Raw genomic sequence first — 25,360 nt, 5'->3', positions numbered from 1 at the left:
ATGGAAAAACAAAACATCAGAATTAAACTAAGAGCGTATGATAATAAAATCTTAGACGCTTCTACAGAAGAAATTGTTAATACTGTGAAAAGAACTGGAGCTACGATAAAGGGACCTATTCCATTACCAACAAGAATAGAGAGATACACTGTACTAAGATCACCTCACATAGACAAGAAAAGCAGAGAACAATTTGAGTCTAGAACCCATAAAAGATTAATCGATATAATAGAACCAACACCACAAACTGTTGAAGCTCTAATGAAATTAGATTTAGCCTCAGGTGTTGATGTGGAGATAAAAATTTAATGTCTGAAATAGCTTTAATTGGTAAAAAAATTGGTATGACCCGTGAGTTCTACAAAACAGGTCAACTTGTTCCAGTTACAGTATTAAAGGTGGAAAAAGCAAGAGTTATACAAGTAATTGAAGAAGAAAAGAGAGGTTATAAAGCTGTTCAACTTGGATATGGAAAAATTAAAAGTTCAAAATTAACAAAAGCTATGAAGGGGTTCTTTGCAAAAAAGAATACAGAAGCTAAGAAAAAATTAAAAGAATATAGAGTAGCAAAAACTGAGGATTATAAAGAAGGCAATGAATTTGGTTTAGAAATTTTTAAAGATATTAAGTTTGTAGACACAAAATCAAAAACTATCGGTAAAGGTTTTGCAGGAGCCATGAAAAGACATAACTTTGGTGGTTTAAGAGCTACACACGGTGTATCGATATCACATAGGTCACATGGATCTACAGGTCAAAGACAAGATCCAGGTAAAGTATTTAAAGGAAAAAAAATGGCTGGTCATATGGGTGATAAGCTAAGAACAATGCAAAATATAGAAATAATAAAAACTGATTTAGAAAATGAGTTGCTTTATTTAAAAGGCTCAATTCCTGGTTCAAAAAATACAGAGGTACTAGTTAAAAAATCAGTTAAAAGTATTAAAAAACTTACTGTTACTGAAAAAATAGCTGCAGCAGAGGAAGCTAAAAAAACACCGGATAAGAAGAAAAAATAATGAAATTAGATAAACATAGTTTGGACGGTAAAAAAGACTCTATTGAAGTTTTAGATAAAGTTTTTTCTGCAAAAATTAATAAAAAATTAGTAAGTGCAGTTTTATATAAAACAAATGCTAATTACAAAGGTCGACACGCGAAAACAAAACAACAAAATGAGGTATCGGGACCTACATCAAAAATTTATGCTCAAAAAGGCACAGGTAATGCAAGACACGCTTCAAGAAAAGCTCCAATTTTTGTTGGAGGTGGTGTTGCTCATGGACCTAAGGGTGAGTTGGCTTATAAAAAAAGAAAATTAAATAAAAGTGAAAAAAAATTAAGCATTGCATCTTTATTAAGTGAAAAAAATAAAGATAAAAATTTGGTAATTTTTAACGACTTTAATTCAGAAATTAAAAAAACTAAGGAAATGAGCCAAATTGTAAAAAAATTTGACATTACAAATTCATTAATAATTTTAGACAAATCTTCAAAGGATAAAATTGAAAGATCAGTAAGAAATATACCAAATATCAAAGTTACAGATGTAAATCATTTTAGTGCTTTTGATGTTGTAAAATTTAAAAAAATTGTTTTTACGGAAAGTTCAGTAAAAGAATTAGAAAAGAGATATAGTTAATGAGCAAATTACACTTATACGATAAAATCTTATCTCCAGTTGTAACTGAAAAATCTACAAATTTATCTGAGCATAATAAGATTGTATTTAAGGTACCTTCAAGTGCAAATAAAATTAATTTAAAGAAAAATATTGAAAAAATATTTAAAGTTAATGTAACAAAAATTAACATTATTAATAAGCAAAACAGAAGAAAACTTTCTAGAGGAAGAAAAGTTAAAGTATCTGGTTTTAAAAAAGCGATAATAACTTTGAAAAAAGGTCAAAGTATTGATCTAACAACTGGAATATAAGATGGCATTAAAAACATTTAAACCGTATACAAAATCTACAAGAGGTACAATCCTTGTTGATAGATCTGAATTATGGAAAGGTAAACCTTTTAAATCATTAGTTTCACCTAAAAATGCAATGAAAGGCAGAAATAATAATGGAAGAATTACTTCTATAAATAGGGCTGGTGGTCATAAAAAAATGTACAGACATGTAGACTTTTATAGAAAAAAATTTGATATCCCAGCTACTGTTGAAAGAATTGAATACGATCCAAATAGATCTTGCTACATAATGCTAGTAAAATTTCAAGACAACACGCACGCATACTATTTAGCTCCCCAAAAAATTAAAGCTGGTGATATTGTTGAGAATGGTTCTAAAAAAGAAATTAAAGTTGGGAATTGTATGCCACTACAAGATATACCAGTAGGAATAAATATTCATAATGTTGAAATTCAACCAGGTGCTGGAGGTAAACTAGCTAGATCAGCAGGAACTTCAGTTACTATCAGTGGTATTGATGGTAATTATAGTTTGATTAAACTTGCATCAGGTGAAGTAAGAAAGATAGATTCAAGAGCATTAGCTACAATTGGAATTTTAAGCAATCCAGACCAAAAAAATATTAAAATTGGAAAAGCAGGAAGATCAAGATGGTTAGGTAGAAGACCTCATACAAGGGGTGTAGTTAAAAACCCAGTTGATCACCCACACGGAGGTGGTGAAGGTAAAACGGCTGGAGGAAGACATCCAGTGTCACCAACAGGTCAATCTGCTAAAGGATTAAAAACAAGAGACAATAAAAGAACAGACAAATTTATTGTTAGAAGAAGAAAGAAGAGAAAGGATTAACATTATATGGCAAGAGCAGTTTGGAAAGGTCCATTTGTTGAAGAAAGCCTCATGAAAAAGGTAGACAAATATAAGGCTGATCCTAAAAAAATTCCTATAAAAACGTGGTCAAGAAAATCAACTATAATTCCTGATTTTGTTGGAGTTAGCTTTTTAATTTATAACGGTAAGAAATTTATTCCAATTACTGTTTCTGAGGATATGGTGGGGCACAAACTTGGTGAGTTCGCACCTACAAGAACTTTCTTTGGTCATACTCCTGCAGATAAAAAAGCGAAACCAGCAGAGGCTAAAAAGTAAAAATGAGCAAAAAAAAGAAAACACAAAATAAAACTAATAAAATTGTTAAGTCAATTAACAACAATATTAGATCAAGTGTGAGAAAACTGAACCCTATACTTAAAGGTATTGTTGGAAAAAAAGTAGATGTTGCTATTAGAGATTTGGAGTTTTCTGAAAAAAGAATTACAAGAGATATTAGAAAAACAATTAGTTCGGCAGTTGCTAATGCTGAAAACAACTTTCAATATGATATTGACAACTTAATAGTGAAAGAAGCCTACTGTGGAAAAAAAATTACGATGAAAAGATTTAGACCTAGAGCAAAGGGACGTGCAGCATCAATTTTAAAACCTTATTCTAGTGTTACAATTATATTAAGCGAAGCAAAACAAATGGAGAGTCATGGGTCAAAAGGTTAATCCAGTAGGTTTTAGACTTGGTGTCAACAGAGGCTGGGACTCTGTATGGTACGCTAAGAAGAAAGATTTTGGTAATTATTTAATAGAAGATTTCAAAATCCGAGAATACATCAAGAAAAATGTAATAAATTCTGGTGTATCGAAAGTAATGATCGAGAGAACTTCAAACAAATGTTATGTTACCATCTACACTTCAAGACCTGGTTTTGTAATAGGTAAAAAGGGAAGTGATATTGATAAGATTAAAAATAATTTATCGAAAATAACTTCTAATGAAGTAGCTCTTAATATCAAAGAGGTGAAAAAACCTGAGACTAACGCATATCTAGTAGCAGAGAACATTGCTCAACAATTAGTTAAACGAATTTCATATAGAAGGGCAATGAAGAGAGCAATGCAATCTTGTTTAAGATTAGGCGCTAAAGGAATTAAAGTTTCAATAAGTGGTAGATTAGGTGGAAATGAAATTGCTAGAACAGAATGGTTAAGAGATGGCAGTATACCTTCTCACACTTTAAGAGCAGACATAGATTATGCTGAAGCTGAAGCGCTAACAACTTATGGAATAATTGGAATTAAAGTATGGATTTACAAAGGTGAAGTATTTGCAAGAGAATTTAGTCAAGAAACAAACAAAGAAACACCAAAAGAGGCAAACAAATAATGTTACAACCAGTTAGAACAAAATGGAGAAAAGCGCACAAAGGTAGAATCCATGGAACTGCTTCTAGAGCAAACTTTATAAATTATGGTGCATTTGCTTTGAAAGCATTATCACCAGAGAGAATTACTGGAAAACAAATTGAAGCTGCTAGGGTTGCTTTAACAAGACATATGAAAAGACAAGGTAGAGTTTGGACAAGAGTATTCCCTAATATTCCTGTTTCAAAAAAGCCTATCGAAGTTAGAATGGGAAAAGGTAAAGGGTCACCTGAATATTATGCATGCAGAGTTAAACCAGGAAGAATCTTATTTGAAGTGGATGGAGTTTCTGAACAAATAGCTAAAGAAGCTTTATATAAGGCATCTGCTAAATTACCAATTAAAACAAAAACGATTAAAAGGTTTGCGTAAATGAAGAAAACTGAGATTAAAAAAATGACTAAAGATGAAGTAATCAAGAACATAGATAAGTTTAAAAAAGATTTATTTAACTTTAGATTTCAAAAGATGAATTCTCAGGTAACAAACCCTGCAAAGATAGGTGAGACTAAGAAAACAATAGCTAGATTAAAAACAATTTTAAAAGGAAAAAATAATGCCTAAGAAAATTTTAACAGGTGTGGTTGTAAGCGATAAACCTAACAAAACAATAACTGTAATGGTTGAAAGAAAATACTCTCACCCAGTTTTAAAAAAAGTTGTTAGAGTAAGAAAGAAATACAATGCACATGATGAAAATAATAAGTTTAAAAATGGAGATAAAGTTTCAATAATTGAAAGCAAACCTTATTCAAAAAATAAGAAATTTGAAGTAATGGAGAACACAAAGTAATGATACAAGTTCAAACAGAGTTACAAGTTGCAGATAATACCGGTGCTAAAAGAATAGAGTGTATTAAAGTTTTGGGTGGTTCGAAAAGAAGATATGCAAGCATTGGAGATACAATCGTGATTGCAGTAAAAGAGGCTATTCCTAAAGGTAAAGTCAAGAAAGGGTCGGTTCATAAAGCTGTAGTTGTTAGAGTAAAAAAAGGTATTCATAGAGATGATGGTTCTAAAGTAAGATTTGATAATAATGCTGCTGTGTTAGTAGATGATAAAGGTGAACCAGTTGGAACAAGGATTTTTGGTCCAGTTACAAGAGAATTAAGAACAAGAGGTCAGATGAAAATTATTTCATTGGCTCCAGAGGTTTTATAGATGATTAAAAAAGGTTTAAAAGTGGTTGTACTGACTGGAAAAGACAAAAAAAAAGAGGGTGAAGTTATAGAAATTGATAGATCCCTCAACAGAGCTAAAGTTAAAGATATAAATATGGTTAAAAAGCACGTCAAAACAACAAAAGAGAAAAAAGGTGGAATAGTATCCAAGGAGAGCTTTATTCATATTTCTAATTTAAAACTAGTTGAGGATAAAGCAAAAGCTACAAAAAAAGAGGCTAAGAAATAATTATGGCACCAAGATTAAAAGAAATTTATTTCAAAGAAATTCAACCTGCCCTTAAAGATCAATTTGGTCTCAAAAATTTGTATATGGGTCCAAAAATAGAAAAAGTTGTTTTAAATATGGGATTAGGTCTGGATGGAAGTGATAGCAAGATTTTAAAATCTTGTGAAGAAGATATGGCAAAAATTACAGGTCAAAAACCGGTAATTACAAAATTTAAGAAGTCTGTTGCTAATTTTAAAACAAGAAAAGGTTCAAATGCTGGTTTGAAAGTGACTTTAAGAAAAAATAAAATGTATGAATTTATAGACAGATTAGTAAATATCGCTCTTCCGAGAATTAAAGACTTCAGAGGCTTGTCACCAAAAGGTTTTGATAAATTAGGCAATTATACTTTTGGTATAAAAGAACATATAATATTCCCCGAAGTAAGTTTTGATAGAGCTGATAAAGTAAGAGGTTTAGATATTACAATAGCTATATCTTCAAAAAATCCAGAGCATAGCTTTGCACTTTTAGAAAAAATGAATTTTCCATTTATTAAAAAAGGAGACAATTAATATGGCTAAATTGAGCTCAATAAATAAAAACAATAAGAGAATTAAACTTTCTGATAAATTTTACAAAAAGAGAGAAAAGTTAAAGAAAATAGTAATGGATAAAAAATTACCATTTGAAGAAAGATTTAAAGCTCAACAGAAACTGTCAAAATTACCACGTAATTCTGCCAAAATTAGAGTAATGAATAGATGTCAAATTACAGGCAGACCACATGGTGTATATAGAAAATTAAAAATATCCAGGATTGCTTTGAGACAGTTAGGGTTACAAGGCAAAATACCAGGATTAGTAAAGTCGAGTTGGTAGAAAGGAATATATGAGTTTAAGTGATCCAATTGGAGATATGATAGCTAGAGTAAAAAATGCTCAAGCAAGAAATCATAAAAAAGTAGAGTTACCTTCTTCTAATTTTAAAACAAAAATTGCAGACATTTTGAAGAATGAGGGTTTTATTAAAGATTTCAAAGTAAATAGCGAAAATAATAAAGCTGTTTTATCTTTAGAGTTAAAATATCATTCAGGTAGTCCAGTAATAAGCACTTTCGAAAGAGTTTCAAAACCCGGAAGAAGAATTTTTTCTAGTGCAGAAGGCTTACCAAAGATTAACAATGGATTAGGAATTGCAATTATCTCTACACCAAAGGGCGTAATGACTGATCTAGATGCAAGAAAACAAAGAGTTGGTGGAGAAATAATCTGTAAGGTATTTTAATGTCTAAAATTGGTAAAATAAATATAGCTATCCCAGAAAAAGTTAAAGTAGCATTGGCTGGAAGTAATTTGAATATTGAAGGACCTCTTGGAAAAAAATCAATTGGAATAGATTTAGATATATTTAACTTGGACATTAAAGAGGGAAAGGAAATTTCTATAAAACCAAAAAAAATTGATCAAAATACAAAAAGATTATGGGGTATGAACAGAAGCTTAATAAATAATGCTGTAATTGGTTCAAGCACGGGATATGAGAAGATACTAGAGTTAGTAGGTGTTGGATATCGTGCAGCGTTAAAAGGTAACCAATTAAATCTACAATTAGGTTATAGTCATGATATTGATTTTGATATTCCTGAAGGAATTAAAATTGCAGTAGAAAAACAAACTACTTTAAAAATCACAGGTTCAGATAAGCAACAAGTTGGTTTAGTCGCTTCAAAAATTAAAACCTTAAGAAAAATTGAACCTTACAAAGGAAAAGGTATCAGAGAAAAAGGTCAATATGTGTTGAAAAAAGAAGGAAAGAAAAAGTAATGAAAATAAATACGAGCACTAGAAAAAAATTTAGAGTTAGCAACAAAGTTAAAAAAGTTGCATCAAAAGATAGATATAGATTAAGTATTTTCAGATCTGCAAAAAATATATCTGCTCAAATAATCGATGACACAAAGAATATTACTTTATTATCTGCTTCATCTGTTGAAAAAGATATTAAGTCAGCAGAGAAAGTAAATAAATCTAAATTATCAGAAATTGTTGCTGAGAAATTAGCTAAAAAGGCTCAGGAGAAAAAAATTACAAAAATTTTCTTTGACAGAGGAATTTATAAATATCATGGAAGAGTTAAGGTGTTTGCTGAGACTTTACGTAAAAATGGAATGGAATTTTAATTATGGAAAATAATAAAGATAAAAAAACTGACGATATCTTAGAAAAACTTGTTCATATCAATAGGATCACAAAAGTTGTTAAGGGTGGTCGAAGATTTGGTTTTTCAGCTTTAGTTGTAGTAGGTAATCAAGCAGGAAGAATTGGTATTGCTCATGCAAAGGCAAAACAAGTTCCTGATGCAATTAAAAAAGCAAATGAAATGGCAAGAAGAAAACTTATTCAAATACCTTTGAGAGAGGGAAGAACTATTCATCATGATGTAAAAGCAAAAGATGGTTCAGGTAGAATTGTTTTAAGAGCTGCTTCAAAAGGTACAGGTATTATAGCTGGAGGACCAGTTAGAGCTGTGTGTGAAGTATTAGGCGTTAAGGATATTGTTGCTAAATCAATGGGAACTTCTAATGCACACAACGTTATTAGAGCTACAATGAAAGCTCTTATGAAACAAACTTCACCTAAACAAATTTCAGCTATTAGAAATAAAAAAATATCAGAGATAATTGAAAAAAGAGGATAATGACCACATTAAATACAAAAGTTAAAATTAATAAATCTAAAATTAGAGTAGGAAGAGGTATAGGGTCTGGAAAAGGCAAAACATCTGGTAGAGGTATAAAAGGTCAAAAATCAAGATCAGGTGTTGCGATCAAAAGTTTTGAAGGTGGCCAAATGCCATTATATAGAAGACTTCCTAAAAGAGGATTTAACACAATTTCAAAAGAAGAGATTGCAATTTTAAATCTGGAAAAAATCCAATCATATATTGATAAAAAAAGTATTAAAACATCAGAAATTTTAAATGCAGATACATTAAAGAAACTAAAATTAATCAATAAGAATTCAAAAAAATTGAAAATTTTAGGTACAGGTGAAATAAAAGAAAAAATTAATATTGAAGCAGACTTAGCTTCTAAATCAGCATTAACGAAATTAGAAAAAATTGGTGGCTCAATCCAATTGAAAAAGTAGTTAAATATAAATGAGCTCTACTTCTTCTACAGCAGATCTTAAAAATAGAATTATCTTTACTATTTTCATACTAACAGTTTATAGATTTGGTACTTTCGTACCTCTACCAGGTATCGACCCTGAACAATTAAAAATATTAATGGATGGTAACCAAAAAGGATTGCTTGGTATGTTCAATGTTTTTGCAGGAGGAGCGGTAAGCAGAATGGCAATATTTGCATTAGGAATTATGCCATACATATCTTCTTCTATTATAGTTCAACTCTTAACAGGTGTTTCTGATTATTTTAAAAATTTAAAAGCACAGGGAGAAATTGGCAGAGCAAAAATAACTCAAATCACAAGATATGGAACTGTTTTACTAGCAACCGTTCAAGGATATGGATTAGCAGTTGGTTTAGAGTCTTCAGCTAATTTAGTGATTAATCCAGGAGTTTTTTTTAAGATTTCTACAGTTACTACTATAGTTGCTGGTACAATTTTTTTAATGTGGTTAGGTGAGCAAATTACTCAAAGAGGAATTGGAAATGGTATTTCTTTAATAATTTTTGCTGGTATCGTTGCGGAAATTCCAAGAGCTTTAGTTACTACTTTTGAATTAGGAAGAACAGGCGCAGTTTCAACAGTAATGATTTTAGCAATTTTTGTTCTATTAATTTTAACAATATTATTTATTGTTTTTATGGAAAGAGCTTTAAGAAAAATTTTAATTAATTATCCTAAAAGACAGATGGGGAATAAATTATATGGTGGAGAGTCCTCTCATCTTCCATTAAAAATAAATCAAGCAGGAGTTATTCCAGCGATTTTTGCATCAGCTTTATTACTTTTGCCAGTAACATTCTCTAATTTTAATTTTTCAGATAACGAAACTTTTTTAAATATTAGTTCTTATTTCACTCAAGGACAACCTCTTTACATGTTACTATATGCTTCTGGTATAATATTTTTTACTTTTTTTTATACTTCAATAACATTTAATCCTGTGGAGACTGCAGAGAATCTAAGAAAATATGGAGGCTTTGTCCCAGGAATAAGACCAGGCGAAAGTACAGCTATCTATATAGAAAATATTCTAACTAAACTTACTACAATTGGTGCGTTGTATTTAACCTTAGTTTGCTTAATGCCCGAATTTTTAATTGCAAATTACCCAATACCTTTTTACTTGGGTGGTACGTCTGTTTTGATTGTAGTAGTTGTAGCTATTGATACTGTTACACAAATTCAAACTAGATTGATGAGCTCACAATATGAGCAATTAATCAAAAAAACTAAATTTGGAAATAGATAAAAGTGAATATAGTTTTATTTGGTCCTCCTGGAGCAGGTAAAGGAACACAAGCTCAAATACTAGTTGAACAACACAATTATTGCCAAATTTCTACTGGAGACTTATTAAGAAACGAAGCCAAAAAAAAAACTGATTTAGGTATCAAAATTGAAAGCTTAATTTCAAAAGGTGAGTTTGTTTCTGATGAAATTGTCACTGAATTATTAAAAAAAAAAATTTCAAGTTTAAAAGACAAAAATAAGATAATTTTTGATGGTTATCCAAGAACAATCGGTCAATCAGAAGAATTGATTAAAATCATGGAAGATTTTCATCAAAAGATTCATTGTGTAATCTCTCTTAATGTACCAAGGGAAATAATTCAAAAAAGAATAGCTGGCAGGGTTACTTGTGAAAAATGCAATATTACCCTTAATGAATATTTTGACAAAGAGAAGATCAATTCACTTTCTTGCAAGGGAGAACATTTAATTAAACGGAAAGATGACAATTTAGAGACAATTTTAAATCGTTATGATAAATACATATCGACAACTAAACCAGTGCTAGATTTTCTGTCTAACTCATTATCCATAGAAGAGGTTGATGGGACCTTAAAAATTGAGGAAATATTTGACAAAATTAACAATATTATCAGGGTATAAGAAGTTGACTTTGAGAGATCTTCTTATATAAAGGCTACAATTTATCACAGAACTATGGCTCGTATCGCAGGTATTAATATTCCACAAAACAAACTCGTCCATATAGGACTTACTTATATTTATGGTATAGGAAACAAATTTTCAAATCAAATCTGTTCATCGTTGGAAATACCAAGAGAAAAAAGAATAAATGAATTAACTGATGATGAAATATTAAAAATAAGAGAATACATCGATCAAAATTTTAAAGTTGAAGGTGATTTAAGAAGAGATTATTCGCTTAGCATTAAAAGACTAATTGATTTAGCTTGCTACAGAGGATCACGACATAGAAAAAAATTACCCGTGAGAGGTCAAAGAACAAGATGTAATGCGAGAACTAGAAAAGGTAAAGCAATAGCAATTGCTGGTAAAAAATTAACACCAACTAAAAAATAGAAATGGCTAAAACAGATAAAACTGAAAATAAAGATCAGAAGGTTGAGAAATCCTCAAAAAAATCTAATAAAAGCTCATATTCAAAAAAGAAAAAAATTAAAAAAAATATTCTAAATGGAATTGCGTATGTGCAATCAACTTTTAATAATACTATAGTTTCAATAGCAGATACTAACGGAAATGTAATTTCCTGGTCTTCTGCAGGATCAAAAGGATTTAAAGGTTCAAGAAAATCAACACCCTATGCTGCTCAAGTTGCAGCAGATACAGCTGCATCTAAAGCACTAGAGTATGGAATGAAAACATTATCTGTAGAAGTTAAAGGTCCAGGCTCTGGAAGAGAAACGGCTTTAAGAGCATTACAAGCAAGAGGTTTCAAAATTTTATCAATTAAAGATACTACACCAATGCCACACAATGGTACTAGACCACCTAAGAAAAGGAGAGTTTAATGGAAACTGAAAATGTAAATGTTAAGAATTGGAAATCATTGATCAAACCAACCAAGCTTGACGTTAAAATGAACGATGATTTAACACAAGCCACAATTGTTGCTGAACCTTTAGAAAAAGGTTATGGTTTAACATTGGGAAATTCTTTAAGAAGAATTTTATTATCATCAATAAGAGGTGCAGCTGTAACATCAATTCAAATTGATGGTGTGTTACATGAATTTACTTCAATCAAAGGAGTAAGAGAAGATGTAACGGATATAGTTTTAAATGTTAAATCTTTAGCATTAAAATGTGCATCTGAAGGTACTAAGAAATTAGTTTTAGATGCTAAAGGACCTGGTGAAATTAAAGCTTCAGATATAACTTCTGTAGCTGATGTTGAAATTCTAAACCCAGACTTAGTAATTTGCAATTTAGATGAAAATACAAACTTTCACATGGAAATGAATTTAAACACAGGTAAAGGCTATGTCCCTGCAGAGTTAAACAAACCTGAGGAACCACCATTAGGATTAATTGCTATAGATTCTTTATATAGTCCTGTCAAAAAAGTTTCATATTCTGTAAGTACAGCAAGAGAAGGGAAAGCCTTAGACTACGATAAACTTACTATGCAAGTGGAGACAAATGGGTCAATCTCAGCAGAAGACGCGGTAGCTTATTCAGCTAGGATATTTCAAGATCAATTGAAAATGTTTATTAATTTTGATGAGCCGGTTGAAGCACCTGTTAAAGAAGTGTCTACTGAACCTGAATTTAATAAAAATCTACTAAGAAAAGTAGATGAATTAGAGTTATCTGTTAGATCAATGAACTGTCTAAAAAATGATAATATAATTTATATTGGGGATTTGGTTCAGAAATCAGAAGGTGAAATGTTAAGAACACCTAATTTTGGACGAAAATCTTTAAATGAAATAAAAGAAGTTCTAACCGGAATGTCTTTATATTTAGGTATGGAAATACCAAATTGGCCACCAGACAATATTGCAGAAATGTCAAAAAAACTTGAGGAAGCTATATAATTAAATGAGACACGGTTTAGTAAACAAAAAACTAAATAGAACTTCAGAGCACAGAAAAGCTTTATTAAAAAATATGCTTAATTCTTTAATTAAATATGAGCAAATTAAAACTACATTACCAAAAGCTAAATTTTTAAAACCACAAGCAGATAAAATTATTACGTTGGGTAAAAAAGATACTTTACACAATACAAAGATGTTGGTTTCACAATTACAAGACGTAAAATCTGCAAATAAAGTCAAAAAAACTTTATCGAAAAGATATGAAAACAGAAAAGGTGGCTATACTAGAATTATTAAAGCGGGTTTTAGATATGGTGATAATGCGCCAATGGCAATAATTGAATTTGTAGATAGAGATGTTGAAGCTAAAAGAGTTGATAAAAAGAAAAAAGACACTTCCACAGAAAAAAATAAAGTTGAAGAAAAACAATTAGCAACAGGCTAATTTTAATATAACATCCATAAAATGATAAAGTCGTTTAACGTTGACGAAACGTGCTCTCAAATGCGTATTGATAGATGGCTTAGATTTAAAATTTGTAAAATGCCCCAATCTCTCATTGAGAAATCATTAAGAAATGGCAAAATAAAAGTAAATCAAAAAAAAGTAAAAAGCTCTTTTAAATTAAATAAAAATGATAAGATTGATTTATATAATTTTGATTTTAAAGAAAAAATTATAAACAAAAAAGTAAATTTCCAACCTACAAATAAAATAATAAAAGAAAATGAAGATTTAATTATTGATAATAATGAAAATTTTGTAGTTTTAAACAAAAGCGCAGGAATTTCTGTTCAAGGAGGAACTAAATCAAAAAAAAATCTAATAGATATTTTTGCTCAAAGTGAAATATTCAGAAATGAAAAACCTTATTCTGTTCATAGATTAGATAAAGAAACTTCCGGTGTATTTTTAATCGCTAAAAATAGAGAAACAGCTCAACTTTTAACCTCACTTTTTAGATTAAGAAAAGTCCATAAAACATATTTAGCAATTTGCCATGGTGAAGTAGAAAAAAATTCAGGTGAATGGAATGATAAACTCATTAGATATGATAATGGAAAAAAATTAATAGAAGAAGCAAGAACAAGCTATAAAGTATTAGATAAAAATTCCAATTGTTCATTTGTAGAAATGAAACCCATTACTGGAAGGAAACATCAACTTAGAAAACAACTTTATGCTGCAGGACATTCAATTTATGGGGACAAGAAATATTCAAATAAATTGATCAATAATTCAAAAAATAAAAATCTAATGCTTCATGCCTATCAAATTAGATTTATGATTAATGATAAAAAATATACTTATAGAGCATTGTTGCCAAAATATTTTAATGAAATGTTAAAAACTAAACGTTTAAACTTTCCAAATTCAAAATAAATTTTTTTATTAGCTTATCTTCTATACTATCAAAATTAGATTTTTTTATTTTGCTTAAATTTGTAACTCCCTTATCCGATATTCCACAGGGAATAATATTTTCATAATTTTTTAAATCACAATCTATATTTAAAGAAAATCCATGATAAGCAATCCATTTTTTTATTCTAACTCCTATAGCCGCAATCTTATTGATTGAATTATTTTCTTTATACCAAATACCAATATTTTTTTTATCGGCAAAAACTTCAATCTTATATTCACTTATTGTTTCAATAATTGTTTTTTCAATTATTGAAATAAATTTTCTAATGTCTTTTTTTCTTTTTCTTAAATCAATGACAAAATAAAAAATCAACTGACCTTTTCCATGATATGTAATTTTTCCACCTCTATTTGTGTGGAATAAATTTATTTTTTTATTTAAAACTTCACTTTCCTTTGCGCTTGTTCCAGCTGTATAGATATCATTATGTTCTAATATCCAGATTAATTCATTACATTCGTTTTTATGAATTTTTTCCAACCTTTGTTCTAAAAATGATAATGCAAAATTATAATCTATTGGTTTTATTGACTTTTTGATCTCTATTTTCATTAATAAATTGTAATCTTTTTTAATTATATTAAAAGGTCCGTGCAATGTAATAGGTAATTTTATGACTTTGAATAAAAAAATTAAAGACAAAACAGTCAATTTTGAATTTAATAAAGAATATATTAAAGTTGTCACCGAAAAAATAGCATCAAACGATGCTTTATTTATCACAAATTCTTTTAAAGAAATGCACCCTGCTGATGCTGCAGATATAATTGAACATTTAAGCTTAAACGACAGAGAAAGTTTAATTAAATTAAATAACTTTAAAATTGACCCAGATGTTTTTATTGAGCTTAATGAGTCTGTTCAATCTGAAATAATCAAATATCTTTCTTCAGATTCAATTGTAAGCATTTTAAAAAATTTAGACTCTGATGATGCAATTATGGTTTTAGAAAATGTAGATGAAAAAGATAAAAATACAATTTTATCTGCACTACCACCCAAAGACAGATTTGCTTTACTTGAAGGCTTGAGTTATCCAGAAGATAGTGCTGCCAGAATAATGCAACGAGAATTTACAGCAATACCAAGTAATTGGTCTGTTGGACAGACAATTGATTATCTAAGAGAAAATAAAGATCTTCCTGAAGAATTTTTAGAAATTTTTATTGTAGATGAAAATTTTAAACCAATTGGTGTCGTTCCATCGTCTAAAGTTTTAAGAACACCAAGAGATGCAAAGATGGTTTCAATAATGATTGATTCACCCTTTTTAGTCCCAGTTGACATGGATAGAGAAGAGGTTGGAAATTTATTTGAAAACTATAGTTTAAACTCAGCTTGTGTAGTAGACAAGACAGATAAACTTGTTGGAATGATTACATCAGACGATGTTCTTACTGTATTAAAAGAAGAAGCAGAAGAAGATGCACTAAGATTGGCTGGAGTTGGCGATGAGGAAATTACTGACGGAGTTATAACTAAAACAAAAAGAAGATTCAATTGGCTTCTATTAAATTTATTTACAGCTTTTTTAGCAACATGGTGCATTAGTCTTTTTGGCGCAACAATAGAACAAATGGTTGTTTTAGCTTTTCTAATGCCAATAGTTGCATCAATGGGTGGTAATGCAGGTATGCAAACTCTTGCAGTTACCGTTAGATCGTTAGCTACAAACGATCTTACAAAAAATAATTTTAATCAAAATATATTTAAAGAATTTAATATTGGTGTACTTAATGGAATAATTTTTGCTATAATTAGTTCAATTATAGTTCAGATTTGGTTTCAAGATAGTCAATTATCTTTAATAATTTCAATCTCTATGATTTTAACAATGATTATAGCTGGTCTCTTTGGTATTCTAATACCAGTAACATTAAAAAGATTAAATATTGATCCGGCAATTGCTTCAAGTGTATTTGTTACAACAATCACAGATGTTATTGGATTTGTGTCTTTTCTAGGTGTCGGTGCCTATTTTCTTTAAACTAAAAATTATCAATTAATCTTATTTTTTTTAAAAAAAACGCTACAAATAATTTAGAGTTTTTTAGTTTATTAGTTTTTTTAAAATTTTTTTTATTTCTCAGTTCTAAATATTGAATTTTAAAATTAAATTTTTTTTCTAATATTTTTTTTTCAATTGTTAGTTTTTTTTCGATTTGATCTGATCTTTTTAGTTTAATTTTAAGTATTTTAAGAGTTTTTACTATTTTCTCAGCAATATTAATTTGTTTTTTGGAAAGAAGTTTGTTTCGACTAGATAAAGCAAGCCCTTTGCTATTTCTAATTGTTTTACATAAAATAATTTTAGTAGAATATCTTTTTTCTAACAACATTTTCACTAAATAGAATTGTTGAAAATCTTTCTCACCCATAAATATTTTATTAGGTTTAATCAAATAAGTAAGTCTATTCATAACTTCTAGAACACCCTCGAAATGTCCTTTTCTATATTTTGCACATAAAATATTTAAATTTTTATCAATACTAAAATTTTTATTCTTTGATTTTTTAGGATAAATATCTTCTACAGATGGTATAAAAACGTAATCAACTTTTAATTTTTTAAGTATTGCCAAGTCTTTTTTTTGATTTTTCGGATATCTTGCAAAATCTTTTTTATCATTAAATTGCTTAGGATTAACAAATATACTTACTATTGTATTTTTTGTTTTTTTTTGACTCTCTTTGATTAAGCTCTCATGTCCTTTATGAAGACTGCCCATTGTTGGAACAAAGCCTATATTTTTGATGTCTTTAATTACATTAATAAGATCATTATTGTTTAATAAAACTTTCATTTTTTAAAGATTATTTTATAAGTAAATTATTTAAATGATTAAACAAGCAATAATTCCTTTAGCGGGTCTTGGTACAAGACTACTTCCATTAACAAGTGTTTTTGCAAAAGAATTATTACCAATAAATGGTAAACCAGGTGTTGAGTATATTCTGGATGAATGTATTGATGCTGGTGTAAAAGAAATTATTTTTATTATTTCTGATAAAAAAAAAATGATTAGAGATTATTTCTATAATGATGTTTTTTATAAAAAAATTTTAAAAAAAAAAAAAGATCCTAGAATTAAAAAAGAGTATGAGAAAATTTTAAAATACAAAAAAATGATTAAATTTGTATATCAAAATAAGCCATTAGGAACAGGTGATGCTGTTATGAAAACAAAGAAATATATTAGTGGTAGTCATTTTTTAATGTTGTTACCAGATGATTTGATAATTAAAAATAATTGCTCAAAATCTATGATAAAAATTCACAGAAAATTTAAATCATCAGTTATGGCTAGTATGAGCGTAAATAAAAAAACAGTATCTAGATGGGGTATATACAAACTATCAAAGAAATTAACTAAAAATGACTCTGTTATTGAAAATGTAATTGAAAAACCTTCTATTAAAAATGCACCCTCAAATAAAGCAGTTATAGGAAGGTATATTTTGCCAAAAAATATATTTAGCGAAATTAAGAAACTAAGACCTGGAAAAGGTGGCGAAATACATATAACAGATGCAATTCAAAATTTGATCAAAAAAGGTGATTTATTTGTTGCTCATAATTTTAAAGGTAAATATCTTGATTGTGGTACGATGAATGGATACATCAACTCAACTTTGGAAATTTCAAAATTATGAATCTTTGTATGATAGGAACTGGTTACGTTGGTCTTGTAAGTGGAGTGTGTTTTTCAGATTTGGGAAATAATGTTATTTGTGTCGATAAAGATAAAAAAAAAATTGATAGTTTAAAAAAAGGTATAATTCCAATTTATGAGCCAGGCCTAGAAGAATTAGTTTTAAAAAATTACAAAAATAAAAGACTATCTTTTTCAACTGATTTAAAAGAATCAGTAAAAAAATCAGATATTATTTTTATATGCGTTGGTACACCCACCAAAAAAGGAGGGAGTGGAGCAGACTTAAGTCAAATATATAATGTTGCAAAAGAAATCTCATCATCAATAAATAAATTTAAGATTATTATTACAAAATCTACAGTACCGGTTACAACTGGAGATGAAATTGAAAAAATATTAACAAAAAAAATAAAAAAAAAGAATTTTTCAGTTGTTTCTAATCCTGAATTTTTAAGAGAAGGTGAGGCCATTAGAGATTTTGCATTTCCAGATAGAATTGTAATTGGAACAGATAGTAAAAAATCCAATCAAATAATGAAGAATTTGTATAGCCCTTTAATTTCTAAGGGAGCTAATTACATCCATACATCAAGAAGAGCTGCCGAATTGATTAAATACGCATCTAATGCTTTCCTAGCTACAAAAATTACTTTTATAAACGAAATTGCTAATCTTTGTGAGAAAATAAATGTTAATGTTGAAGATATATCTATTGGAATAGGTCTAGATAAAAGAATAGGTGGCCGTTTTTTAAGAGCAGGACCAGCTTATGGTGGTTCTTGTTTTCCTAAAGATACAAAGGCAATCACAACTACAGCAGATAAATATAAAACAAATCTTTCAGTTATAAAAAGTGTAATAAAATCAAACGAAAAAAGATCATCCTTATTAATGAATAGAGTACATGATATTCTGAAGGGAAAGATTAAAAATAAAAAAATTCTTTTTCTGGGTGTTACATTTAAAGCAAATACAGACGATATGAGAGACTCCTCGAGTCTTTCCATGATACCTTTACTTACAAGAAAAGGTGCAAAAATTGCGTATTACGATCCAACTGGTGAAAAAAAAGAATTTCAAAACTTAAAAAATGTAAAGTTTATCAAAGATATTAATGCATCAATTAAAGATTCTCATTTAACAATTATTCACACTGAATGGAATGATTTTAAATCAATCAATTTTAAAAAATTGTCTAAAAACAAAAAATTAACAGTTTACGACATGAGAAATATTTACTCCCCTGAAAAAATGAAAGAACAGGGAATAAATTATTTTGGTATTGGACGTTAATTTAATTCAAAAATAGCATCAACTTCAACTGCAACACCTAGTGGTAAACTATTTGTACTTACAGCCGCTCTAGTGTGCATTCCAGCGTCACCAAAAACATTAGCTATTAAATCAGATGCACCATTTATAACTTTCGGTTGATCTGTAAAGTCGTTAGTGGAATTTACAAAGCCAGTTAATTTTACGCAGGATTTGATTTTTGAAAGATCTTCACCACATGCTTTTTTTGCTTGCGCAATTATACTTAAAGCACATCTCTCAGCTGCTTTATAGCCAGCATCAACATCTAGTTCAGACCCTAGTTTACCTTTTATAAGTTCACCATTTTCTGAAATTGAGATTTGTCCAGATATATAAAGTAGCTTATTTACTTTTTTTGCCGCTATATATGATCCAACAGGATCTGCTGCTTTTGGTAAATTTAATTTTAATTCTTTAATTTTTTCATCAAAGTTCATTATTTTTTCCTTTTTTTTGACTTCTTTGTTTTATCGTACTCTTTTCTTTTCTCAATTAATATTAATGCTTCTTCCATAGTTAATTCTGCCGGATCTTTTTCCTCTGGGATAGTTGCATTTAATGATTTGTATTTGATATAAGGCCCGTATTGACCTTTCATTATTCTGACTGGCTTTTTATCTTCAGGGTGTTCCCCTAAATCTTTTATAATTGAAGATGACATTCTACCTGGTTTAGCTTCAGCTATTAATGTTATAGCTCTATTTAATCCTATAGAAAAAATCTCATCTATATTTTCAATTCTTGCCGATTTATTATCACATTTCAAATATGGTCCATATCGGCCAGTATTTAACAATATATCTTTTTGATTATCTGGATTTACTCCTAAATTTTTGGGTAATGAACATAAAAATTTAGCTTTATCTAAGTCAACATCATTTAATTCAATACCTTTTGGTATAGAGACATTTTTTAAATTTTCATTTTCATCTTTCTTTTTTTTAGTTTTTCTTTTTTTAGTTTTTTGTTCTTCAATATCTTCTGCATTTATTTCATATTGTAAATAAGGTCCAAATCTTCCATTTTTTAGGTAAATATCATTACCATTATCATGTTTACCTATAAATTTGGGTTCAGCTAATTGTGCTTGAGCAGCTGCTTTAGCTTTTGATAATGGTCTTGTAAATTTACATTCAGGATAATTTGAGCAACCAATAAACGCTCCACCTCTGAAGCTATTTTTTAAACTTAATGTTCCTTCATTGCATAATTTACAACTTCTATCTATTTTTCCTTCATTATTTTTTTCAAAAATTAATTCACCAAGGCTTTCATTCAAAAGATCTAAAACTTCTCTTGTTCTCTTTTCTTTTACTTGAGAAACATTATTATTAAAATCTTTCCAAAACATTTCTAAAACTTTTATCCAGGTTTCTTTACCAGACGTAATGTCATCTAATTGATCTTCTAAACCGGCTGTAAAATTATAATCAACATATTTTGAAAACAACTTTTGCAGGAAAGCCGATATCAATTTTCCTCTGTCAGTTGGAAAAAATCTTTTATTTGTTATTTCAGCATAACCTCTGTTTGCAATAGTTGAAATTATACTCGCATAAGTGGATGGTCTACCAATACCTAACTCTTCTAATTTTTTAACAAGACTAGCCTCAGAATATCTTGGCGGTGGTTGCGTGAAGTGTTGTTCATCAATTAAAGCTTCAATGTTTACAAGACCCTTTGACATTTGAGGTAATGTATCTTCGTTATCATCTTTTGATAGGGAGCTATATATCTTAATAAAACCATCAAATTTTAGAACTGAACCGCTTGCCTTACATATTGTTGCACCATCTTCAGAACTAATTGTTATAGTGTTTCTATCAAATTTAGCAGACTCCATCTGTGAGGATAAAGCTCTACTCCAAATCAAATCATACAATTTTATTTGGTCAGTACTTAAATATTTCTTTATTGCTGATGGTGTTCTTGTTATTTCTGTGGGTCTTATTGCTTCATGGGCCTCTTGAGCATTTTTAGCTTTTTTACCAGAATAATTCAAAGGTTTTTCAGGTAAATATTCTGCCCCTAAATCATTCTTTATATAATCTCTAAATGAATTAATAGCATCTACAGAAAGATTTGTTCCATCTGTTCTCATATATGTAATTAACCCTACAGTTTCACCTTCAATTTCAATACCTTGATAAAGTTTTTGAGCAATTTGCATTGTTCTTGAAGCACCAAATCCAAGTCTACTTGATGCAGTTTGTTGTAATGTAGAGGTTGTGAATGGACCCGATGGATTTCTGCTTATAATTTTACTAGAGATATCAGTAATTGAAAATTTTTTTTCTTTTATATCTTCAATTGCTTTATTAATTTCATTTTTATTTTTAAAAGAAAATTTTTCTATTTTATTTCCATTAAGTTGAGAAATACTTGAAGTTATAGAGTTATTTTTATCATCATTGAATTTTACACTTAATGTCCAAAATTCCTCAGGGTTAAAAGACTCAATTTCATGTTCTCTTTCCGTTATCAATTTAAGTGCAACAGATTGAACACGACCAGCTGATTTAGAACCCGGTAATTTTGTCCAAAGAATTGGAGATATATTAAATCCAACTAAATAGTCTAAGGCCCTTCGTGCCATGTAAGCATCAACAAGCAATGGTTCTATTTGTCTTGGATTTTCAATACCATGTATTACAGCTTTTTTTGTAATCTCGTTAAATACAACTCTTTCAATTTCTTTATCTTTTAATAATTTTTTATCATTTAAATATTCTTTTACATGCCAGGCTATTGCTTCACCTTCACGATCAGGGTCTGTAGCAAGAATAATTTTAGAAGATTCTCTTGCAACATCAGTAATTTCTTTTAAATATTTCTTTGAAAAACTATCTACTTCCCATTCCATTCTGAAATTTTGCTCAGGATCAACCGAGCCATTTTTTGAAGGCAAATCTCTTATGTGACCATAACTTGCTAAAACAGTATAATTATCACCTAAGTATTTATTAATTGTTTTTGCTTTTGCAGGACTTTCTACAATTACGAGATTCATAATTTAACAAACTACATAAAAGAGTTTTTTAGTCAATTTAATAAATTTTTGTCTCTTTTTCTTCTTTGTTTTTAAGGCGTTTTATATTTTCTCTATGAGTATAAAAAATTAATACAAACATTATAATAAAGAAAATTACTTCAGAAAAATTTTTACTTATGAGTAAAAAAATTGGAACTGATGAAGTTGCTAAAATTGAAGATAAGGATGAATATTTTGACAAAATAAAAATGAATATCCAAATAGTTATAAAAATAACGCCATAGGATAGATTTATTACAAACAAAATACCTAAGTAAGTAGCAACTCCTTTACCTCCTTTAAATTTTAACCAAATTGGAAAAACATGACCAAGGAAAGAACATAAGGCTGATAAATATATTAATTCTGGATAATTTATTTTAACAAACAATACAGGTAAGACTGCTTTTGTTATATCTAAGATTAAAGTCAAATAACCAATTAGTTTATTACCTGATCTAAGAGCATTAGTGGCCCCAATATTTCCTGATCCTATTTCTCTGATATCTTTTTTTAAAAAAAACTTAGTTAATATCAAACCAAAAGGTATTGACCCAAATAAATACGATACTATTCCAATTAAAACTAAATCCATTAATTATAATTTAAATAATTCCAAACCTTTTACAAATGTATTAGTTACTTTTCCTTGAAGTTTTTTATCTTCTATGGCTGTATTTTTTGATTTTGAAACCAAATTTTCTTTTTTTACAATCCAAGGTTTATCAATATCTACTATACAAAAATCCGCATCGTTACCAATTGATAAATTACCTTTATCAATTTTTAAAATTTTCGCAGGGTTTGATGTGAGTGCTTTAATTATCGTTTCTAACTTGACAGAACCATTGTGATATAATTCTAAACTTAGAGATAATAATGTTTCAATTCCGGAAGCACCAGTCGCTGCTTGACTAAAAGTTAATCTTTTGGACTCTTCATCTTCAGGTTTATGATCTGAAACTATTACATCAATTAATTCATCTTTTACTGCTTGAACTAATGAAATTCTGTCTTCCTCAGTCCTTAGAGGAGGTGATAATTTTAAAAAAGTTCTAAAATCTCCTATGTCATTTTCATTTAAAGATAAATTATTAATTGAAACTCCACATGTAAATTTAACTTTATCTTTTCTCTCTTTAATTGTTTGCACTGATTTTGAAGACGATAACTGAGAAATATGATATCTGCACTTAATATTTTCTAATAAAGTTAGATCTCTTTCAATAATAATTTTTTCAGCCACAGCTGGTATTCCAGATAAACCTAGTTTAGTGGCGATTATACCAGAGTTCATCATTCCGTTTTTAGACAATTCATAATCTTCTACATGTTGTAAAATTAGACTGTTGAGATCATAAGCGGAATTCATAATTCGCATCATCAATCTAGTATTTTGAATCGTTCTTAATCCGTCAGTAAAAGCAATAATTCCTTTATTTTGGAGTAAGCCAAATTCTGTCATATTTTTTCCATCTAGGTTTTCGGTTAAAGATGCACATGGGAATATATTTATTTTAGATTTATCTCTTCCTCTTCTTTTTAAAAAATCTACAATTGAAACATCATCAATTACAGGATCGGTATTTGGCATTGTTACAACAGACGTGACACCACCTGCAAGAGCAGCTTCACTTAGTGTTCTAAAATTTTCTTTATATTCATATCCTGGCTCACCAACAAATACTCTCATATCTACTAATCCTGGAAATATGTATTTTCCTTTTAAATCAATAGGTTTTTCTCTAGAAGGTAAATTGTTAGTATTAACTTTTTTACCTACTGCTTCTATCTTTCCTTCTTCATCAATAATCAATCCTCCATTTTCATTAATTGAATTTTTTGGATCAATTATGTTTGCGTTTATAAAATATTTTTTTTTCATCTATTCACAAAATAATTTAAGACACGCCATTCTGACAGCTACACCCAATTCTACCTGTTCTTTAATTACACTTTTATTAATATCATCTGCTAACTTTGTGTCTATTTCAATTCCTCTATTCATTGGTCCAGGATGCATAATTAAAGCATCATCTTTTGCACAATCTAATTTATCAGGAGTTAATCCATAATATTCATAATATTCTCTGTTTGAGGCAAGAAATGAACTAGTCATTCTTTCATTTTGCAGTCTAAGCATCATTACTATGTCACAGTCCTTTAATCCTTTTTTCATATCGGTAAAAGGATTTACACCAAATTTACTTATTTCTTTTGGCATTAAATTTGTTGGAGCAATAATATTAACTTCCGCACCTAACATATTTAGAAGATAAATGTTTGATCTCGCAACTCTTGAATGAAGTATATCTCCACAAATTGCAATTTTTAAACCTTCGATCTTTTTCTTTCTATCTATTATTGTAAGAGCATCTAAAAGAGCTTGAGTAGGGTGCTCTCTTCTTCCATCTCCTGCATTTAATACTGCACAATTAACTTTTTGAGATAAAAGATTACATGCTCCAGAATCTTGATGTCTTATAACAATAATATCTGGATGCATGGCGTTTAAGGTCATTGCAGTATCAATAAGAGTTTCTCCCTTTTTTATTGCTGAATTACCAATGTTCATTGACATAACGTCAGCACCCAATCTTTTACCCGCTAGTTCAAATGAACTTTGTGTTCTTGTTGAAGGTTCAAAAAATAGATTGATTTGCGTTTTTCCTCGTAGAATATCAATCTTTTTATTTTTACTTCTATTTAATTTTATAAAATCTTGTGCCTCATCTAAAATAAGTAGCACATCGTTTATAGATAGATCTTGAATTCCTAATAAATGTTTTTGAGAAATTTTAATAGCTTTATTGATTTTAGTTGCCATTAAAACCAACTCTATAACTATTAAATGCCTATATAGCAAGTATTAATTACTTAAATAATCAATGGCTCCTTGCAAAATAAATGCAGCTGCATTTTGATCAATATTTTTCTCTCTTTTACTTACATTAATATCTAATTGACTTGATAAATTAAAAGCTCCTACTGTAGATAACCTTTCATCCCACAAGCAAACAGGTATATCTATTAATTTATTTATATTTGTTGAAACATCTTTGACAGATTGAGCAGATCTACCTAAAGAACCATCCATATTTATGGGATTTCCAATTATGATACCCTTAATATTATTTTCTAAAACTATATGTTTTAAGTCTTTAATAAGATTTTCATTACTAGTTTTCTGTATTGTTTTAAATGGAGTTGCGATAGACCAATTTTCATCACAAATTGCTACCCCAATTCTTTTAGACCCTAAATCTAATCCAATTAATCTACATTTTTTTGGGTTATTTTTTTTAAACTCATCTAGTGTGATCATGTTGTAAATTTTTATGTTAGGTGATAG

At 29.0% G+C, this 25,360-nt stretch carries 38 protein-coding genes; 30 read left to right on the top strand and 8 right to left on the bottom strand.

The window, feature by feature from the left end; genetic code table 11:
- From rpsJ to ACTT9P_RS05070, 27 genes are read left to right on the top strand one after another with little or no spacing between them, the layout of a single operon-like run.
- Positions 1-309: a 30S ribosomal protein S10 gene (rpsJ, locus tag ACTT9P_RS05200; RefSeq protein WP_008546080.1), complete on the top strand. Its 309-nt coding sequence runs from the start codon at positions 1-3 to the stop codon at positions 307-309.
- Positions 309-1,019, top strand: coding sequence for a 50S ribosomal protein L3 (gene rplC, locus ACTT9P_RS05195; protein WP_440909632.1), 711 nt, complete (start codon positions 309-311; stop codon positions 1,017-1,019). Before rpsJ ends, rplC begins: the two co-directional genes overlap by 1 nt.
- Positions 1,019-1,642 (top strand): 50S ribosomal protein L4, encoded by a 624-nt coding sequence (rplD, locus tag ACTT9P_RS05190; RefSeq protein WP_440909631.1) that lies wholly within the window; start codon positions 1,019-1,021, stop codon positions 1,640-1,642. Before rplC ends, rplD begins: the two co-directional genes overlap by 1 nt.
- Positions 1,642-1,935, top strand: a complete 294-nt coding sequence (rplW, locus tag ACTT9P_RS05185) for a 50S ribosomal protein L23 (protein ID WP_440909630.1) — start codon at positions 1,642-1,644, stop codon at positions 1,933-1,935. Before rplD ends, rplW begins: the two co-directional genes overlap by 1 nt.
- Position 1,936: 1 nt before the next feature.
- Complete coding sequence (gene rplB / locus ACTT9P_RS05180; protein WP_440909629.1) at positions 1,937-2,770, top strand: 50S ribosomal protein L2; 834 nt, start codon at positions 1,937-1,939, stop codon at positions 2,768-2,770.
- A 6-nt stretch (positions 2,771-2,776) separates the two neighbouring features.
- A complete protein-coding gene (rpsS, locus tag ACTT9P_RS05175) occupies positions 2,777-3,070 on the top strand; it encodes a 30S ribosomal protein S19 (protein WP_440909628.1) in 294 nt (97 codons plus the stop codon).
- Between the two features lie 2 nt (positions 3,071-3,072).
- Positions 3,073-3,471, top strand: coding sequence for a 50S ribosomal protein L22 (gene rplV, locus ACTT9P_RS05170; protein ID WP_440909627.1), 399 nt, complete (start codon positions 3,073-3,075; stop codon positions 3,469-3,471).
- Entirely contained in the window at positions 3,455-4,135 is a 681-nt protein-coding gene (gene rpsC / locus ACTT9P_RS05165) for a 30S ribosomal protein S3 (protein WP_440909626.1), read from the top strand. Before rplV ends, rpsC begins: the two co-directional genes overlap by 17 nt.
- On the top strand, positions 4,135-4,545 hold the full coding sequence (gene rplP, locus ACTT9P_RS05160) for a 50S ribosomal protein L16 (protein ID WP_440909625.1): 411 nt from the start codon (positions 4,135-4,137) through the stop codon (positions 4,543-4,545). The genes rpsC and rplP overlap by 1 nt, the downstream gene beginning before the upstream one ends.
- The gene (gene rpmC / locus ACTT9P_RS05155) at positions 4,546-4,737 is read left to right on the top strand and encodes a 50S ribosomal protein L29 (RefSeq protein ID WP_440909624.1); all 192 of its coding nucleotides are present in this window, start codon (positions 4,546-4,548) and stop codon (positions 4,735-4,737) included.
- Complete coding sequence (rpsQ, locus tag ACTT9P_RS05150; RefSeq protein WP_440909623.1) at positions 4,730-4,966, top strand: 30S ribosomal protein S17; 237 nt, start codon at positions 4,730-4,732, stop codon at positions 4,964-4,966. The genes rpmC and rpsQ overlap by 8 nt, the downstream gene beginning before the upstream one ends.
- The gene (gene rplN, locus ACTT9P_RS05145; protein ID WP_014953350.1) at positions 4,966-5,334 is read left to right on the top strand and encodes a 50S ribosomal protein L14; all 369 of its coding nucleotides are present in this window, start codon (positions 4,966-4,968) and stop codon (positions 5,332-5,334) included. Before rpsQ ends, rplN begins: the two co-directional genes overlap by 1 nt.
- A complete protein-coding gene (gene rplX, locus ACTT9P_RS05140) occupies positions 5,335-5,583 on the top strand; it encodes a 50S ribosomal protein L24 (RefSeq protein WP_440909622.1) in 249 nt (82 codons plus the stop codon). It begins immediately after the preceding gene.
- 2 nt (positions 5,584-5,585) lie between these two features.
- A complete protein-coding gene (gene rplE / locus ACTT9P_RS05135) occupies positions 5,586-6,140 on the top strand; it encodes a 50S ribosomal protein L5 (RefSeq protein WP_440909621.1) in 555 nt (184 codons plus the stop codon).
- Position 6,141: 1 nt separating this feature from the next.
- On the top strand, positions 6,142-6,447 hold the full coding sequence (gene rpsN / locus ACTT9P_RS05130) for a 30S ribosomal protein S14 (RefSeq protein ID WP_440909620.1): 306 nt from the start codon (positions 6,142-6,144) through the stop codon (positions 6,445-6,447).
- A 10-nt stretch (positions 6,448-6,457) separates the two neighbouring features.
- Positions 6,458-6,853 carry a 30S ribosomal protein S8 gene (rpsH, locus tag ACTT9P_RS05125; RefSeq protein WP_440909619.1) on the top strand — a complete coding sequence of 132 codons (396 nt, stop codon included), beginning with the start codon at positions 6,458-6,460 and terminating at the stop codon, positions 6,851-6,853.
- A complete protein-coding gene (gene rplF / locus ACTT9P_RS05120) occupies positions 6,853-7,392 on the top strand; it encodes a 50S ribosomal protein L6 (protein ID WP_440909618.1) in 540 nt (179 codons plus the stop codon). Before rpsH ends, rplF begins: the two co-directional genes overlap by 1 nt.
- Entirely contained in the window at positions 7,392-7,748 is a 357-nt protein-coding gene (gene rplR, locus ACTT9P_RS05115) for a 50S ribosomal protein L18 (RefSeq protein WP_440909617.1), read from the top strand. The genes rplF and rplR overlap by 1 nt, the downstream gene beginning before the upstream one ends.
- A gap of 2 nt (positions 7,749-7,750) precedes the next feature.
- The gene (gene rpsE, locus ACTT9P_RS05110; RefSeq protein ID WP_440909616.1) at positions 7,751-8,266 is read left to right on the top strand and encodes a 30S ribosomal protein S5; all 516 of its coding nucleotides are present in this window, start codon (positions 7,751-7,753) and stop codon (positions 8,264-8,266) included.
- On the top strand, positions 8,266-8,718 hold the full coding sequence (rplO, locus tag ACTT9P_RS05105) for a 50S ribosomal protein L15 (RefSeq protein ID WP_440909615.1): 453 nt from the start codon (positions 8,266-8,268) through the stop codon (positions 8,716-8,718). The genes rpsE and rplO overlap by 1 nt, the downstream gene beginning before the upstream one ends.
- Positions 8,719-8,728: 10 nt before the next feature.
- A complete protein-coding gene (secY, locus tag ACTT9P_RS05100; RefSeq protein WP_440909614.1) occupies positions 8,729-10,012 on the top strand; it encodes a preprotein translocase subunit SecY in 1,284 nt (427 codons plus the stop codon).
- Positions 10,013-10,014: 2 nt separating this feature from the next.
- A complete protein-coding gene (locus tag ACTT9P_RS05095; protein ID WP_440909613.1) occupies positions 10,015-10,656 on the top strand; it encodes an adenylate kinase in 642 nt (213 codons plus the stop codon).
- Positions 10,657-10,710: 54 nt separating this feature from the next.
- The gene (gene rpsM, locus ACTT9P_RS05090; RefSeq protein ID WP_440909612.1) at positions 10,711-11,094 is read left to right on the top strand and encodes a 30S ribosomal protein S13; all 384 of its coding nucleotides are present in this window, start codon (positions 10,711-10,713) and stop codon (positions 11,092-11,094) included.
- A 2-nt stretch (positions 11,095-11,096) separates the two neighbouring features.
- Complete coding sequence (gene rpsK / locus ACTT9P_RS05085) at positions 11,097-11,546, top strand: 30S ribosomal protein S11 (RefSeq protein ID WP_440909611.1); 450 nt, start codon at positions 11,097-11,099, stop codon at positions 11,544-11,546.
- On the top strand, positions 11,546-12,574 hold the full coding sequence (locus tag ACTT9P_RS05080) for a DNA-directed RNA polymerase subunit alpha (protein WP_440909610.1): 1,029 nt from the start codon (positions 11,546-11,548) through the stop codon (positions 12,572-12,574). Before rpsK ends, ACTT9P_RS05080 begins: the two co-directional genes overlap by 1 nt.
- 4 nt (positions 12,575-12,578) lie before the next feature.
- Positions 12,579-13,022, top strand: a complete 444-nt coding sequence (rplQ, locus tag ACTT9P_RS05075) for a 50S ribosomal protein L17 (protein WP_440909609.1) — start codon at positions 12,579-12,581, stop codon at positions 13,020-13,022.
- 21 nt (positions 13,023-13,043) lie between these two features.
- Positions 13,044-13,961, top strand: a complete 918-nt coding sequence (locus ACTT9P_RS05070; protein WP_440909608.1) for an RluA family pseudouridine synthase — start codon at positions 13,044-13,046, stop codon at positions 13,959-13,961.
- Here the strand turns inward: ACTT9P_RS05070 and lipB are convergent.
- Positions 13,930-14,559 (bottom strand): lipoyl(octanoyl) transferase LipB, encoded by a 630-nt coding sequence (gene lipB, locus ACTT9P_RS05065; protein WP_440909607.1) that lies wholly within the window; start codon positions 14,557-14,559, stop codon positions 13,930-13,932. The genes ACTT9P_RS05070 and lipB overlap by 32 nt on opposite strands.
- Positions 14,560-14,620: 61 nt before the next feature.
- Here lipB and mgtE point away from each other — a divergent pair, with 61 nt between their 5' ends.
- Positions 14,621-15,994: a magnesium transporter gene (gene mgtE / locus ACTT9P_RS05060; RefSeq protein WP_440909606.1), complete on the top strand. Its 1,374-nt coding sequence runs from the start codon at positions 14,621-14,623 to the stop codon at positions 15,992-15,994.
- Between the two features lies 1 nt (position 15,995).
- On the opposite strand, the gene panC is transcribed toward mgtE, so the two are convergent.
- Positions 15,996-16,811: a pantoate--beta-alanine ligase gene (gene panC, locus ACTT9P_RS05055; protein ID WP_440909605.1), complete on the bottom strand. Its 816-nt coding sequence runs from the start codon at positions 16,809-16,811 to the stop codon at positions 15,996-15,998.
- Between the two features lie 34 nt (positions 16,812-16,845).
- On the opposite strand from panC, the gene ACTT9P_RS05050 reads away from it, so the two are divergent.
- Positions 16,846-17,661: a sugar phosphate nucleotidyltransferase gene (locus tag ACTT9P_RS05050; RefSeq protein ID WP_440909604.1), complete on the top strand. Its 816-nt coding sequence runs from the start codon at positions 16,846-16,848 to the stop codon at positions 17,659-17,661.
- Positions 17,658-18,956, top strand: a complete 1,299-nt coding sequence (locus ACTT9P_RS05045; protein ID WP_440909603.1) for a UDP-glucose dehydrogenase family protein — start codon at positions 17,658-17,660, stop codon at positions 18,954-18,956. Before ACTT9P_RS05050 ends, ACTT9P_RS05045 begins: the two co-directional genes overlap by 4 nt.
- Here the strand turns inward: ACTT9P_RS05045 and ACTT9P_RS05040 are convergent.
- The 6 genes from ACTT9P_RS05040 to ruvX are packed head-to-tail and all read right to left on the bottom strand — an operon-like array spanning position 18,953 to position 25,333.
- On the bottom strand, positions 18,953-19,414 hold the full coding sequence (locus ACTT9P_RS05040; RefSeq protein WP_440909602.1) for a RidA family protein: 462 nt from the start codon (positions 19,412-19,414) through the stop codon (positions 18,953-18,955). The two genes, ACTT9P_RS05045 and ACTT9P_RS05040, sit on opposite strands and share 4 nt — an antisense overlap.
- Positions 19,414-21,987: a type I DNA topoisomerase gene (gene topA, locus ACTT9P_RS05035; protein WP_440909601.1), complete on the bottom strand. Its 2,574-nt coding sequence runs from the start codon at positions 21,985-21,987 to the stop codon at positions 19,414-19,416. The genes ACTT9P_RS05040 and topA overlap by 1 nt, the downstream gene beginning before the upstream one ends.
- 37 nt (positions 21,988-22,024) lie before the next feature.
- Positions 22,025-22,603: a glycerol-3-phosphate 1-O-acyltransferase PlsY gene (plsY, locus tag ACTT9P_RS05030; RefSeq protein WP_440909600.1), complete on the bottom strand. Its 579-nt coding sequence runs from the start codon at positions 22,601-22,603 to the stop codon at positions 22,025-22,027.
- Between the two features lie 3 nt (positions 22,604-22,606).
- Entirely contained in the window at positions 22,607-23,893 is a 1,287-nt protein-coding gene (gene pyrC / locus ACTT9P_RS05025; RefSeq protein ID WP_440909599.1) for a dihydroorotase, read from the bottom strand.
- Positions 23,894-24,835: an aspartate carbamoyltransferase catalytic subunit gene (locus ACTT9P_RS05020; RefSeq protein WP_440909598.1), complete on the bottom strand. Its 942-nt coding sequence runs from the start codon at positions 24,833-24,835 to the stop codon at positions 23,894-23,896.
- A 42-nt stretch (positions 24,836-24,877) separates the two neighbouring features.
- Positions 24,878-25,333 (bottom strand): Holliday junction resolvase RuvX, encoded by a 456-nt coding sequence (gene ruvX / locus ACTT9P_RS05015; protein WP_440909597.1) that lies wholly within the window; start codon positions 25,331-25,333, stop codon positions 24,878-24,880.
- Between the last annotated feature and the right edge of the window lie 27 nt (positions 25,334-25,360).

This window comes from Candidatus Pelagibacter sp., from assembly GCF_052048095.1.
Taxonomy (GTDB): domain Bacteria; phylum Pseudomonadota; class Alphaproteobacteria; order Pelagibacterales; family Pelagibacteraceae; genus Pelagibacter.
Note: the sequence above shows the minus strand (reverse complement) of the source record. Positions and strands in the feature narration are given on the sequence as shown.

What these genes read in the sequence shown, in the direction of transcription:
- rpsJ (WP_008546080.1), top strand. Translation starts at nt 1, where the DNA reads ATGGAAAAACAAAACATCAGAATTAAACTAAGAGCGTATGATAATAAA.
- rplC (WP_440909632.1), top strand. Translation starts at nt 309, where the DNA reads ATGTCTGAAATAGCTTTAATTGGTAAAAAAATTGGTATGACCCGTGAG.
- rplD (WP_440909631.1), top strand. Translation starts at nt 1,019, where the DNA reads ATGAAATTAGATAAACATAGTTTGGACGGTAAAAAAGACTCTATTGAA.
- rplW (WP_440909630.1), top strand. Translation starts at nt 1,642, where the DNA reads ATGAGCAAATTACACTTATACGATAAAATCTTATCTCCAGTTGTAACT.
- rplB (WP_440909629.1), top strand. Translation starts at nt 1,937, where the DNA reads ATGGCATTAAAAACATTTAAACCGTATACAAAATCTACAAGAGGTACA.
- rpsS (WP_440909628.1), top strand. Translation starts at nt 2,777, where the DNA reads ATGGCAAGAGCAGTTTGGAAAGGTCCATTTGTTGAAGAAAGCCTCATG.
- rplV (WP_440909627.1), top strand. Translation starts at nt 3,073, where the DNA reads ATGAGCAAAAAAAAGAAAACACAAAATAAAACTAATAAAATTGTTAAG.
- rpsC (WP_440909626.1), top strand. Translation starts at nt 3,455, where the DNA reads ATGGGTCAAAAGGTTAATCCAGTAGGTTTTAGACTTGGTGTCAACAGA.
- rplP (WP_440909625.1), top strand. Translation starts at nt 4,135, where the DNA reads ATGTTACAACCAGTTAGAACAAAATGGAGAAAAGCGCACAAAGGTAGA.
- rpmC (WP_440909624.1), top strand. Translation starts at nt 4,546, where the DNA reads ATGAAGAAAACTGAGATTAAAAAAATGACTAAAGATGAAGTAATCAAG.
- rpsQ (WP_440909623.1), top strand. Translation starts at nt 4,730, where the DNA reads ATGCCTAAGAAAATTTTAACAGGTGTGGTTGTAAGCGATAAACCTAAC.
- rplN (WP_014953350.1), top strand. Translation starts at nt 4,966, where the DNA reads ATGATACAAGTTCAAACAGAGTTACAAGTTGCAGATAATACCGGTGCT.
- rplX (WP_440909622.1), top strand. Translation starts at nt 5,335, where the DNA reads ATGATTAAAAAAGGTTTAAAAGTGGTTGTACTGACTGGAAAAGACAAA.
- rplE (WP_440909621.1), top strand. Translation starts at nt 5,586, where the DNA reads ATGGCACCAAGATTAAAAGAAATTTATTTCAAAGAAATTCAACCTGCC.
- rpsN (WP_440909620.1), top strand. Translation starts at nt 6,142, where the DNA reads ATGGCTAAATTGAGCTCAATAAATAAAAACAATAAGAGAATTAAACTT.
- rpsH (WP_440909619.1), top strand. Translation starts at nt 6,458, where the DNA reads ATGAGTTTAAGTGATCCAATTGGAGATATGATAGCTAGAGTAAAAAAT.
- rplF (WP_440909618.1), top strand. Translation starts at nt 6,853, where the DNA reads ATGTCTAAAATTGGTAAAATAAATATAGCTATCCCAGAAAAAGTTAAA.
- rplR (WP_440909617.1), top strand. Translation starts at nt 7,392, where the DNA reads ATGAAAATAAATACGAGCACTAGAAAAAAATTTAGAGTTAGCAACAAA.
- rpsE (WP_440909616.1), top strand. Translation starts at nt 7,751, where the DNA reads ATGGAAAATAATAAAGATAAAAAAACTGACGATATCTTAGAAAAACTT.
- rplO (WP_440909615.1), top strand. Translation starts at nt 8,266, where the DNA reads ATGACCACATTAAATACAAAAGTTAAAATTAATAAATCTAAAATTAGA.
- secY (WP_440909614.1), top strand. Translation starts at nt 8,729, where the DNA reads ATGAGCTCTACTTCTTCTACAGCAGATCTTAAAAATAGAATTATCTTT.
- rpsM (WP_440909612.1), top strand. Translation starts at nt 10,711, where the DNA reads ATGGCTCGTATCGCAGGTATTAATATTCCACAAAACAAACTCGTCCAT.
- rpsK (WP_440909611.1), top strand. Translation starts at nt 11,097, where the DNA reads ATGGCTAAAACAGATAAAACTGAAAATAAAGATCAGAAGGTTGAGAAA.
- ACTT9P_RS05080 (WP_440909610.1), top strand. Translation starts at nt 11,546, where the DNA reads ATGGAAACTGAAAATGTAAATGTTAAGAATTGGAAATCATTGATCAAA.
- rplQ (WP_440909609.1), top strand. Translation starts at nt 12,579, where the DNA reads ATGAGACACGGTTTAGTAAACAAAAAACTAAATAGAACTTCAGAGCAC.
- ACTT9P_RS05070 (WP_440909608.1), top strand. Translation starts at nt 13,044, where the DNA reads ATGATAAAGTCGTTTAACGTTGACGAAACGTGCTCTCAAATGCGTATT.
- lipB (WP_440909607.1), bottom strand. Translation starts at nt 14,559, where the DNA reads ATGAAAATAGAGATCAAAAAGTCAATAAAACCAATAGATTATAATTTT.
- mgtE (WP_440909606.1), top strand. Translation starts at nt 14,621, where the DNA reads ATGACTTTGAATAAAAAAATTAAAGACAAAACAGTCAATTTTGAATTT.
- panC (WP_440909605.1), bottom strand. Translation starts at nt 16,811, where the DNA reads ATGAAAGTTTTATTAAACAATAATGATCTTATTAATGTAATTAAAGAC.
- ACTT9P_RS05050 (WP_440909604.1), top strand. Translation starts at nt 16,846, where the DNA reads ATGATTAAACAAGCAATAATTCCTTTAGCGGGTCTTGGTACAAGACTA.
- ACTT9P_RS05045 (WP_440909603.1), top strand. Translation starts at nt 17,658, where the DNA reads ATGAATCTTTGTATGATAGGAACTGGTTACGTTGGTCTTGTAAGTGGA.
- ACTT9P_RS05040 (WP_440909602.1), bottom strand. Translation starts at nt 19,414, where the DNA reads ATGAACTTTGATGAAAAAATTAAAGAATTAAAATTAAATTTACCAAAA.
- topA (WP_440909601.1), bottom strand. Translation starts at nt 21,987, where the DNA reads ATGAATCTCGTAATTGTAGAAAGTCCTGCAAAAGCAAAAACAATTAAT.
- plsY (WP_440909600.1), bottom strand. Translation starts at nt 22,603, where the DNA reads ATGGATTTAGTTTTAATTGGAATAGTATCGTATTTATTTGGGTCAATA.
- pyrC (WP_440909599.1), bottom strand. Translation starts at nt 23,893, where the DNA reads ATGAAAAAAAAATATTTTATAAACGCAAACATAATTGATCCAAAAAAT.
- ACTT9P_RS05020 (WP_440909598.1), bottom strand. Translation starts at nt 24,835, where the DNA reads ATGGCAACTAAAATCAATAAAGCTATTAAAATTTCTCAAAAACATTTA.
- ruvX (WP_440909597.1), bottom strand. Translation starts at nt 25,333, where the DNA reads ATGATCACACTAGATGAGTTTAAAAAAAATAACCCAAAAAAATGTAGA.